Annotated in this window: 7 protein-coding genes; 3 read left to right on the top strand and 4 right to left on the bottom strand. The window is 70.0% G+C overall.

Going from position 1 to position 11,411, the window contains the following annotated elements; all coding sequences use genetic code 11:
* On the bottom strand, window positions 1-552 hold a 552-nt coding region (locus tag ACWDX9_RS52320), incomplete at its 3' end, for an HAD family hydrolase (RefSeq protein ID WP_449969346.1).
* A gap of 76 nt (window positions 553-628) precedes the next feature.
* Between ACWDX9_RS52320 and ACWDX9_RS52325 the strand changes: the two genes are divergently transcribed.
* Both ACWDX9_RS52325 and ACWDX9_RS52330 read left to right on the top strand, forming a co-directional pair.
* Window positions 629-2,632 (top strand): catalase, encoded by a 2,004-nt coding sequence (locus ACWDX9_RS52325; protein ID WP_449969349.1) that lies wholly within the window; start codon window positions 629-631, stop codon window positions 2,630-2,632.
* Between the two features lie 106 nt (window positions 2,633-2,738).
* Entirely contained in the window at window positions 2,739-3,443 is a 705-nt protein-coding gene (locus ACWDX9_RS52330; RefSeq protein ID WP_449969352.1) for a Uma2 family endonuclease, read from the top strand.
* Here ACWDX9_RS52330 and hrpA read toward each other — a convergent pair.
* Window positions 3,433-7,305: an ATP-dependent RNA helicase HrpA gene (gene hrpA / locus ACWDX9_RS52335; protein WP_449969355.1), complete on the bottom strand. Its 3,873-nt coding sequence runs from the start codon at window positions 7,303-7,305 to the stop codon at window positions 3,433-3,435. The two genes, ACWDX9_RS52330 and hrpA, sit on opposite strands and share 11 nt — an antisense overlap.
* A 110-nt stretch (window positions 7,306-7,415) precedes the next feature.
* The gene (locus ACWDX9_RS52340) at window positions 7,416-8,480 is read right to left on the bottom strand and encodes an ADP-ribosylglycohydrolase family protein (RefSeq protein WP_449969357.1); all 1,065 of its coding nucleotides are present in this window, start codon (window positions 8,478-8,480) and stop codon (window positions 7,416-7,418) included.
* Window positions 8,481-8,552: 72 nt separating this feature from the next.
* Between ACWDX9_RS52340 and ACWDX9_RS52345 the strand changes: the two genes are divergently transcribed.
* Complete coding sequence (locus ACWDX9_RS52345; RefSeq protein WP_449969360.1) at window positions 8,553-10,478, top strand: Xaa-Pro dipeptidyl-peptidase; 1,926 nt, start codon at window positions 8,553-8,555, stop codon at window positions 10,476-10,478.
* Between the two features lie 57 nt (window positions 10,479-10,535).
* Here ACWDX9_RS52345 and ACWDX9_RS52350 read toward each other — a convergent pair.
* A partial coding sequence (locus ACWDX9_RS52350) for a hypothetical protein (RefSeq protein ID WP_449969362.1) occupies window positions 10,536-11,411 on the bottom strand: 876 nt, incomplete at its 5' end.

Consider the following 11,411-nt stretch of genomic DNA (forward strand, 5'->3'; position numbering starts at 1 on the left):
GCCGCGGCGCAGCAGCGCCGTGCGCATGCCCGACGCGGCGGCCGGGAGCACGTCGTTGTCGAGCCGGTCGCCGACGTAGAGGATCTCGCCGGGCTCCCGCCCCGCGACCGCCGCGACCTTGGCGAAGAACCCGGCGTCCGGCTTGGACACGCCCCATCCCTCGGAGGTGTGCACGGAGTCGGCGGGCAGGTCCATGGCGACGAGCGCCCCGTAGGCCCGCGCCGGCTGGTTGCCCGCGATGATCACCTGGTATCCGGCCGCCCTGATGGCCGCCAGGGCGTCGCGCACGTCGGGGTAGAGGTCGTCGGCGTCGAAGTGGTTACGCAGGCCGTCGGGCTCGTCGCGCTCCCAGGCGGCATCCTCCGCGTCCGCGTCGAAGCCGGGGCGGATGAGCTCGAAGGCGTCGATGTGGGGGCGGTCCAGCGCCGCCATCCCGCCGAGCGCGCCCATCAGCACGAACTCGCTCACGCCCAGCCGCCCGGCCCAGCGCGTCCAGATGCGCGCCTCGCTGATCAGTGTCTCCCCGACGTCGAACACCACGGCCTTGATCATCAATCCCCCCGTTTCAACCCGTTCGGCCGGGCACCTAGATAAAGCGCCCGACAAATCCTATAAGGGGGATTTCTTCATGCAGCCAGAGCGCGATGCGAAACACCGCCAGCTCGACGCCGATCGCGTCCCACTCGACGACCTCACCATGACCACGGATCAGGGCGTCCCGGTCGATCACACGGACGACTCGCTGCGGGCGGGCACCCGCGGGCCGACACTCATGGAGGACTTCCACTTCCGCGAGAAGATCACCCGTTTCGACCACGAACGCATACCCGAGCGCGTGGTCCACGCCAGGGGCGCGGGCGCGTACGGGGTCTTCCAGCTCTACGAGCCGCTCGGCGACCTGACCTCGGCGGCCTTCCTGAACGACACCTCGACGCCGACGCCGACGTTCGTGCGCTTCTCGACCGTCGCGGGCTCGCGCGGCTCGGCCGACACCGTGCGCGACGTACGCGGGTTCGCCACGAAGTTCTACACCTCTCAGGGCAACTTCGACCTCGTGGGCAACAACTTCCCGGTCTTCTTCATCCAGGACGGCATCAAGTTCCCCGACTTCGTGCACGCGGTCAAGCCGGAGCCGCACAACGAGATCCCGCAGGCGCAGTCGGCGCACGACACGTTCTGGGACTTCGTGCAGCTCCAGCCGGAGTCGCTGCACATGATCATGTGGCTGATGTCCGACCGGGCGATCCCGCGCAGCTTCCGGATGATGCAGGGGTTCGGGGTGCACACGTTCCGGCTGGTGAACGCCTCCGGGCAGGGGACGTTCGTCAAGTGGCACTGGCGGCCGGTGCTGGGGACGTACTCGCTGGTGTGGGACGAGGTGCTGCGCATCCAGGGCAACGACCCCGACTACAACCGCCGGGACCTGTGGGAGGCCATCGAGCGCGGCGCCTACCCCGAGTACGAGCTGTGCGTGCAGCTCGTGCCCGAGTCTCGGGAGCACGACTTCGACTTCGACCTGCTCGACCCCACGAAGATCATCCCTGAGGAGCAGGTGCCGCTGCGGCCCATCGGCAGGATGACGCTCAACCGCAACCCGCAGAACTTCTTCGCCGAGACCGAGCAGGTCGCCTTCCACACCGCCAACGTCGTGCCCGGCATCGACTTCTCCAACGACCCGCTGCTGCAGGCCCGCAACTTCTCCTACCTCGACACCCAGCTCCTGCGCCTGGGCGGGCCCAACTTCCCGCAGATCCCGGTCAACCGGCCGGTGAACGAGGTACGCAACGACCAGCGCGACGGCTTCCACCAGCACCTGATCCACGAGTCGCGCACCAGCTACGCGCCCAACTCCATCAGCGGCAACCGCCCCGAGGCCACCGACGGCTACCGGCACTACCAGGAGCGGGTGGACGGCGTGAAGATCCGCGAGCGCAGCCCCAGCTTCGAGGACCACTACAGCCAGGCCACCCTGTTCTGGAACAGCATGGCGGACTGGGAGAAGCGGCACATCGTGGCCGCCTTCCTGTTCGAACTCGGGCACGTGGAGCGGCCTCCCATCAAGGAGGGCGTGGTCCGGCACCTGGGCCAGATCCACCCCGACCTGGCCGCCCAGGTGGCCCAGGGGCTCGGCCTGCCCGAGCCGCCCAGGACCGAGGTCCACGCCAACGCCTCACCCGCGCTCAGCATGACCGGCCAGCCGCAGAGCATCGCCACCCGCAAGGTCGCCATCCTCATGGCGGACGGGACGGACGCCGGCGAGGTGACCGCCCTGCGCGAGTCCCTGGAGGGCAAGGGCGCCATCTGCGAGGTGCTGGCCCCGGCGGAGGGCACCGTGGCCGGCATCCCGGTGGACCGGCAGCTCGGCGCGGCGAGCTCGGTCCTCTACGACGCGGTGGTGGCCGCCGACGGCGCGGCCCTGGCCTCGCTGGGGCGGGCGCGGTTCTTCGTCATGGAGGCGTTCAAGCACGGCAAGGCCATCGGGGCCGTGGGGTCGGGGCGGGAGCTCCTGGAGGCCGCCCGGCTGCCCAACGACGTGGGGGTGGTGATGGGGGACGGGATCGCGGAGAAGTTCGCGACGGCGGTGGCCGGCCACCGCTTCTACGAACGCGACGTGAGCGCCGTCCCGGCGTGACACCCCACCGAATCGGCCGCCCCACGGGGCGGCCGATTTTCGTGGCATCGGCGCGCGCGGGATGGAATACTTAGCGTGCCCGTTCGAATACGAAGGGAGAGCATCCATGGTCGCCATGGTGGAAGAAGAGCTCCACACGGATGTAGTGGAAGTGGAGGAGGACCACACCGACGCGGCGGAGGAGCAGCACTCCACCGAAGAGGAACGTCACACGGACGAGGCAGAGCAAGAAGACAACCCGAAGGCGACTGCGGTGCGACGCCGCCGAACGCCACGCACCGCTCGGGAGTTGTTCGATGTCCTACCCCCCCTCCCCGGCTTCCGGGTTGAGGTCATCGAAGGGAAGCTGATCGTGAGCCCATCAGGCACCCCTGAGCATTTCTTGGCCAGCGACGAGCTGGCCTACGCTCTGCGTCCGTTGCGCAAGGAGCGCGGCTGGCACGGAGCGCATGGGCCGCAGATCTGCATCGATGGGCCCAGATACTCACTCCAGCCCGACTACGTGCTGTGGCCCCGCGACTGCAAACGATGGGGTAATGACCTGCTGTCGACTGGAGTGATCATGGTCACCGAGGTGGTCTCGCCCAGCAGCGTTCGCGACGACCGCGAGGAAAAGGTGCGTCTTTACGCGCTGGGCGAGGTGCCGGTCTACCTGCTGATCGACCAGGTCGCGAAGTGCCCGAGCGTAACTGTGTACAGCGACATCGAGGACGGCGTATATCGCACGATCGACTCGGAGCCCATGGGAAAGCTGCTCTACCTGCCCGACCCCGTCAACTTCGAGCTCGATACCTCGATCTTCATGGTGTGAGCTTCTCCATCGCCTTGGTGATGCGCTTCTCTGACACCGGGGTAGGCGTGCCCAACGTCTGAGCGAAGAAGCTCACCCGCAGCTCCTCGATCATCCACCGGATCTCCGCCACGTCCGGATCCCCTCTCCGCGCCCGGGGGAGCTTCTCCAGCACGTCGTGGTAGTCGTCCTCGACCTTGTGCACCTTGTCCATCCACTCCTGGTCCCGCCAGGGCTCCTCGGGGAGCTTGGTGAGGCGGCGGTCGATCGCCCGGATATAGCGCAAGATGTCGGACAAACGCCGGTAACCGGTCGCCGTGACGAAGCCCGCGTAGACGAGTTTGCCGAGCTGCTCGCGGATGTCGTCCGTCGACACGCTCTCCCGCAGGCCGCTCAGCCGGCCGCCCGCCGCGTGCCAGACGCTCAGGATCTGCTCCACCTTCGACAGCACGTCGGCCGCCGTGTCGTGGAGGTGAGCCCGTACGTGCTGGTAGAGGCGGTCGAAGGCCACCGGGTCCCACGCCGCGCCCCCGGCGTCGAGCATCAGCTTGTCGACGGCCGCGTTGACCACGTCCTCGAACAGCGCCACCGCCCCGCCGTGCGGGCTGCGTGACAGCGCCAGCTTGGCCTGGTTGGACAGGCCGCCCAGCAGGGATTTGGCCGGGTTGGTGACGTTGAGGAGGAGCAGGCGGCGCACGCCGGGCCAGTGGGAGCGGCGCTGCTCGGCCGCCGTGTCGAAGATCTTGATCGAGACGGAGTCGCCCGCGTCCACCAGCGCCGGATAGCCCTTCATCCGGCCCTGCTCGAACACCTTCGGCAGCGTCCCGAAGCTCCACGTGTGCAGGCCGGTCTGCTCCAGGTCGTCGCCGGCCTGCGAGAGCGTCTCCCGCAGGCGCGGGGCGAGGCGGCGCTTCAGCGCGTCGAGGTCCTTGTCCTCGGCCACCGTGCGCCGGCGCTCGTCGATCACCCGGTACGTGATGCGCAGATGCTCGGGCACCTGGTCGAGCTGCCAGGCCTCGCGCGGCACGCGTACGCCGGTGAGGCGCAGCAGCTCGCGCTCCACGGCCGCCAGCAGCGGCTCGCCGCCCTGCTTGACCCCCTCCAGCACCTGCTTGGCGTAGTTGGGGGCGGGCACGAAGTTGCGGCGCAGGGCCTTCGGCAGCGAGCGGATCAGCGCGGTGATCAGCTCCTCGCGTAGGCCGGGGATCTGCCAGTCGAAGCCGTCGGAGCTGACCTGGTTGAGCACCTGCAGCGGCACGTGGACGGTCACGCCGTCGGCGTCCGCGCCCGGCTCGAACTGGTAGGTCAGCTTCATCCGCTGCCCGAGCTGTTTCCAGGTGTCGGGGTAGTCGCGGGCGCTGACGTCGGCGCCCTCGTTGACCAGCATGTCCGGCGAGAACGTGAGCAGGTCGGGCGTCTGCTGCCTGGCCTGCTTCCACCAGGAGTCGAAGTGGCGGGCCGAGACCACGTCGGCCGGCACCCGCTGCTCGTAGAAGTCGAACAGCGCCTCGTCGTCCACCATGATGTCGCGGCGGCGCGCCCGGTTCTCCAGCTCCTCGACCTCGCCGAGCAGCCTGCGGTTGTCCTTGAGGAAGCGGTGGTGGGTGTCCCAGTCGCCCTCGACCAGGGCGTGCCTGATGAACAGCTCACGCGACAGGTCGGGGTCGATGCGGCCGTAGTTGACCTTGCGGCCCACCACGAGCGGCACCCCGTACAGGGTGACCTTCTCCAGGGCGATCACCGCACCCTGGTTCTTCTCCCAGTGCGGCTCGGAGTAGGTGCGTTTGACCAGGTGCTGCGCGAGCGGCTCGACCCAGTCGGGCTCGATCTTGGCGTTGACGCGGGCCCAGAGCCGGGAGGTCTCGACCAGCTCGGCCGACATGACCCACTGCGGCTGCTTCTTGGCCAGCGCCGAGCCGGGGAAGATGGCGAAGCGGGCGTTGCGGGCGCCGAGGTATTCCTGGATCGGCCGGCGGCCGTCCTGGCCGCGCTGCTTGTCCATGACGTCCTTGACGCCGATGTGCGACAGCAGCCCGACCAGCAGCGACGCGTGCACGTGGTACGGCTGCGCGGGCTGGCTGTTGGGCTGGGCGCCGAGCGACTGGCGCACCTGGCTGTAGATGTCCTGCCACTCGCGTACGCGCAGGTAGTTGAGGAACTCGGCCTTGCACAGCCGCCGGAAGGCGCTGGAGGACAGCTCCTTCTGCTTGTCGCGCAGGTAGTTCCACAGGTTGAGGTAGGCCAGGAAGTCGGACTCGGGGTCGGCGAAGCGCCGGTGCTTCTCGTCGGCCTGCTGCTGCTTGTCGGACGGGCGCTCGCGCGGGTCCTGGATGGACAGCGCCGCGGCGATCACCATGACCTCGCGCAGGCAGCCGTTCTTCTCGGCCTCCAGCACCATGCGCCCCAGGCGCGGGTCGACGGGGAGGCCGGCCAGCTTGCGGCCGACGCCGGTGAGCTTGCCGTGGACGTCGAACGCGCCCAGCTCGTGCAGCAGGTTGACGCCGTCCTTGACCTGGCGGCGGTCCGGCGGCTCCACGAACGGGAACGCCTCGATGTCGCCCAGCCCGATCGAGGTCATCTGGAGGATGACGGAGGCCAGGTTGGTGCGCAGGATCTCGGGGTCGGTGAACTCGGGCCGGCTGAGGAAGTCTTCCTCCTCGTACAGCCGGATGCAGATGCCGTCGGAGGTGCGGCCCGAGCGGCCCTTGCGCTGGTTGGCGCTGGCCTGCGAGACGGCCTCGATCGGCAGCCGCTGCACCTTGGTGCGGTGGCTGTAGCGGGAGATGCGGGCGAACCCCGGGTCGACGACGTATTTGATGCCGGGAACCGTGAGCGACGTCTCGGCGACGTTGGTGGCCAGCACGACGCGGCGGCCCGTGTGGCGCTGGAAGACGCGGTGCTGCTCGGCGGCGCTCAGGCGGGCGTAGAGCGGGAGGATCTCGGTGTTGCGGAACTCGGCCTTGCCCAGGGCGTCGGCGGCGTCGCGGATCTCCCGCTCGCCCGACAGGAACACCAGGATGTCGCCGGGCCCCTCCGAGATCAGCTCCCGGCAGGCGTCCACGATGCCCTGGGTCTGGTCGTCGTCCTCGCTGAGCGGCCGGTAACGCACCTCCACCGGGTAGGTGCGGCCGGAGACCTCGACGATCGGCGCGTCGTCGAAGTGGCGGGAGAAGCGCTCGGGGTCGATCGTGGCGCTGGTGATGATGACCTTGAGGTCGGGGCGCTGGGGCAGGAGCTGCTTGAGGTAGCCGAGGATGAAATCGATGTTGAGGCTGCGTTCGTGGGCCTCGTCGATGATCAGCGTGTCGTACTGGTCGAGCATGCGGTCGTTCTGCAGCTCGGCCAGCAGGATGCCGTCGGTCATCAGCTTGACGAGCGTGCGGTCGCTCGCCTGGTCGGTGAAGCGGACCTTGTAGCCGACGACCTCGCCCAGGTCGGTGCCGAGCTCCTCGGCGATGCGCTCGGCGACCGTGCGGGCGGCGATGCGGCGGGGCTGGGTGTGGCCGATCAGCCCGCGTACGCCGCGGCCCAGCTCCAGGCAGATCTTGGGGATCTGGGTCGTCTTGCCGGAGCCCGTCTCGCCCGCGATGATCACCACCTGGTGGTCGCGGATGGCCGCCAGGATGTCGTCTTTCCGCTGGGAGACCGGCAGGTTTTCCGGATATTTCACCACCGGTACGGCTTCGCGCCGCCGGACCAGCCGCTGCTCGGCGCGTTCGACGTCGGCGAGGATCTCCGCGACGATCTTGTCCCGGGCGTCACGTGACCGGACCCGGCGCATGCCGTCGAGCCTGCGCCGCAGTCGCCGCTGGTCGCGCGGCATGAGCTCGGGCAGGCGTGAGTGGAGCTCGGCGAGTGGAGAGGACAAGGAAGGCGTTCCCATACTGCTTTCAGGATATTTGAGCCCCGCGTCCCCGGAGCCAACCGACCATGCTGCCCGACACCGGCGGGACGCGCATCCCAATATCTCGCCCGGCCCGGGACGCCTGCCGGTTATACCAGCTCGGCGGCGAGACGTTCGATCGTGTCACGGCCCTCCAGGGGGCGCAGCCAGGCGGCGGGCAGGACGCCGGTGCCGTGGAGAGCGCCGAGCAGGTTGCCGCACACCGAGCCGGTGGAGTCGCTGTCGCCCGAGTGGTTGACCGACAGCAGCAGGGCCCGCTCCACGGAGGGCTCGGCCAGCGCGCAGTACACGCCGATGGCCAGCGCCTCCTCGGCCACCCACGCGCCGCCCAGCGACTCGACCCGCTCCGGCGAGTGCGCGCCGCCGTCGGCGGCGAGCGCCACGGCGGCGCGCAGGGCCGCGCTGGTCTCGTCGTGCGCCGGGTAGGCCGCCAGCAGGTCCAAGGCGCGGTGGACGGCGGGCTCCAGGGCCTCGCCCGCCACGAGGTACGCCGTGATCGCGGCGAACGCCCCCGCGGCCAGGTAGGCGGTCGGGTGCCCGTGGGTGATCTGCGCGCACGCCGCCGCCACCTCGAACGCCTCCCGAGGGTCGGGCCCCGCCGCGCCGGAGAGGGCGACCAGGCCGAAGGGGGCCGAGCGCATCACGGTGCCGCAGCCCTTGGAGTCCGGGTTCACCGGGCCCGGCGCCCCCAGCGGGGACGGCTCGGGGAACTGCTGACGCAGGCCCGACAGGCAGGCGTTGCCCGGGGCCCGGCGCGAGTACAGCCAGGTCTCCTCGCGCAGCAGGCCCGTGCGGTGCGGGCGGTCCGCGGGCGGCGGGGCCTGGTGGTTCTGGGTGTCGAGCCAGCGCAGGTACGCCTGCCGCACCGGCTCCACCACCTCGGGGTACGGGTACGCCGCCCGCCCCGGGGCCGGGGGTCCACCAGCGTAGGCGGCACGGGCCCGGAGCAGCCCTTCCACGGTGAAGAGCGTCATCTGGGTGTCGTCGGTGATGAGACCGGATCTTCCTCGCCACGTCGTGACATATCCGGTAATGCCCTCGGCCCCGTGCTCCCTGCGGATCTCCCGCCACGACTGGAACTCGATCGGCGACCCGAGCGCGTCGCCGATCGCGCCGCCGAGGAGGCAGCCTCGTACTCGATCCCGTACGTCCATGAGGAAATCTTGTCAGGCTTCGGGCGGTCTGAGAGATTGCGGGTGATTCGGCCCACGTCCCGGAGGTCACGCGTGCCACAATTACGCCCCGCCCTCTTCGCCGTCACCCTCACCCTCGCGATCGCGACACCCGCCCAGGCGGCGGCAGCACCACCCGCCATCACCGTCCAGAACGGCAGTACGCAGCCGGTCTTCTCCTACGCGGACGCCGTCCGCGAGCACGTGTACGTCGAGTCGACCGTCGACAGCGATCTCGACGGGAAACTCGACAGAGTACGCGTGGACGTCATCAGGCCCAAGGAGTCCGGCCCGGGGCTCAAGGTGCCGGTGATCATCGATGAGAGCCCGTACTACGACAACTCGGGCCGCGGCAACGAGGCAGAGCGCAAAATTTACGACGCCGCCGGAAATGTCACCAAATTTCCGCTCTTCTACGACAACTACTTCGTCCCCCGCGGCTACGCCGTCCTCAACGTCGACATGCTCGGCACCACCCGATCGGACGGCTGCCCGGACATCGGCGGCAAGGCGGACGTCCTGGGCGGCAAGGCCGTCATCGACTGGCTGAACGGCCGCGCCAAGGCGTTCAGGGCGGACGGCACCCCGGCCGTGGCCGACTGGACGACGGGCAAGGCCGCCATGATCGGCAAGTCGTACGACGGCACCCTGGCCAACGCCGTCGCCGCCACCGGCGTCGAGGGCCTGAAGACCATCGTGCCCATCTCGGCCATCAGCTCCTGGTACAAGTACCAGCGCTCCAACGGCGTCATCTACAACCACGACTACGCCTCCTGGCTGGCCAACTACGTCGACACCGACCCCGAGGCCAAGTGCCAGGCCGTGCGCGACAGGATGGACGCCGAGGACGGCGACGACACGGGCGATTTCAACCCGTTCTGGGCCGAGCGCGACTACATCAAGGGCCTGCTCGGCGACGCCTCCAAGGTCAAGGCGAGCGTGTTCGTCGTCCACACGGTCAACGACCTCAACGTCAAGCCCGACAACTTCTCGACCTGGTGGAAGGCCCTGGCCGACCGCAACGTGCCGCGCAAGATCTGGGTCGGCCAGACCCAGCACGTGGACCCGTTCGACTTCGAGGGCCGGCGCGCGCTCTGGGTGGACACCCTGCACCGGTGGTTCGACTACTGGCTGCACGGCGTACGCAACGGGATCATGAACGAGCCCCGCGCCGACGTCGAGATCGGCCCGGCCCGCTGGACCACCCAGCACGACTGGCCGGCGCCGTTCGCGCTCAAGGCGTCCCTGCGCCCCGCGCCCGACGGCTCGCTCGGCCTCAAGCCCGCCGCCAGGAACAGCACCGCCTCCTTCACCGACGTCGCCATGACCGAGAGCGCCATGGTCGCCGACGTCGGGACGGCGAACCCGGGACGGGTCGCGTTCACCACGGGCGCGCTCCCGCTCGACCTGCGCCTGTCCGGCACGCCCACCGCGGACCTGCGGGTCAAGCTGGACAAGCCCACCTCCAACCTGACCGCCCTGCTCGTCGACTTCGGCGACGGCACCCGCGTCGACTGGCGCCGCGGCCAGGGCATCACCACGCTCACCGAGGAGGACTGCTACGGCGAGAGCACCGCGGCCGACGACGCCTGCTACAAGAAGGTCGTCACGAACGTGGCCACCCGCCCGCTCGAGATCGTCGCCCGCGGCTGGATCGACGTCCAGAACCGCGACTCGCTCAGCCAGGCCGCGCCGCTGCCGCCCGGCACGTACGGGACGGTCAAGTGGCTGACGCTGCCGCAGGACTACACCTTCAGGAAGGGTCACCGGGTCGGCCTGGTGGTGGCCGGCACCGACTCGACCTACAGCGACGAGACCGGCACCGGCGCGACCGTGACGCTCGACCTGGCCAGGTCGAGCGTCGTCGTCCCGTTCGTCCTGGGCACGCCGCTGGCGGACGTGCCGCAGGACACGACCACGTTCCGCGGTCCCGACCGGGTCGAGCTGCCCGAGCCCGATCGCGAGTTCTCGTTCTTCTAGCGGTATGAGGGGGCTTCTAGCGGTATGAGGGGGCCTCGGGCGCGCTGCCCGGGGCCCTCACCCGCAGGAGAGGACGCCGCGCCGGTAGTCGAGCGTCGTCCGCGTGCCCTTCTGCCGGACCGTCCAGGCGACGCTCATGGTCAGGGTGCCGCCGCCGGCGCTGGTGCCGCCGGTCGTCTTGCCGTCACCGGTCGCCCGGCCCGCCCACCGGACGGTGATCTTCCCCCGCTCCACGCTCGACCGCCCGGAGCAGCCGGGCGAGAGCGGCGCGGTTACCTTGAAGGTGTTTCCGGACACGGTGATGCCGTCGGTGCCCTTGGCGGAGACGATCTCGCAGCGCCCGTCGCACGACAGCGCGAACGTTCCGGTACGCCCCGAGCCCAGCCACGCCGTCGCCGGCGACAGCCTGGCCACCGGGGGTGCGGGCTTGGGCAGCTCGGCCTTCCTGGCCATGCTCGTCAGGCCGGCTCCGGCGGCCATCGGGGCCACCCCGGCCACCCAGCGCGACGGCTCGTCCAGCAGGCCGCCCGACTGCGCCGAGGCCTTGGTGAGCGTCGGGGGATGCTGGCGGGCGTTCACGACGGCCCAGACCAGCCCGGCCACCAGCAGGCCCACGCCCACGATCAGGCCGAGCCTGGCCACGGCCCTGATCGGCGGCCCCGCCTCGGGGTCGTCGTCGTCCAGCCGGTCCCGCCAGAACTCCTGAACCTGCCCGTCCCGCAGCTCGGCCAGATCGCCGCCCAGGGAGATCCCGCCGTACCGGATGATGGCCCCCTCGCTGTGGGAGCCGTTGCCCGAGCCTTTGATGGCGGCGCTGAAGACGAGCTTGTCCCCGTACGCGCCGCCGCGGAAGGCCCGCGTACGGCTCGGCGGCGTGAACGGGTGCCGCCCGCGCACGGCGGGTGCCGCCGGGGGCTCCTGGTCGGCGGCGGC

The organism is Nonomuraea sp. NPDC003201 (assembly GCF_053590415.1).

Bases quoted from the DNA above. Each gene is read 5' to 3' on its own strand.
- ACWDX9_RS52325 (WP_449969349.1), top strand. From the start codon at position 629: ATGCAGCCAGAGCGCGATGCGAAACACCGCCAGCTCGACGCCGATCGC.
- ACWDX9_RS52340 (WP_449969357.1), bottom strand. From the start codon at position 8,480: ATGGACGTACGGGATCGAGTACGAGGCTGCCTCCTCGGCGGCGCGATC.
- hrpA (WP_449969355.1), bottom strand. From the start codon at position 7,305: ATGGGAACGCCTTCCTTGTCCTCTCCACTCGCCGAGCTCCACTCACGC.
- ACWDX9_RS52330 (WP_449969352.1), top strand. From the start codon at position 2,739: ATGGTCGCCATGGTGGAAGAAGAGCTCCACACGGATGTAGTGGAAGTG.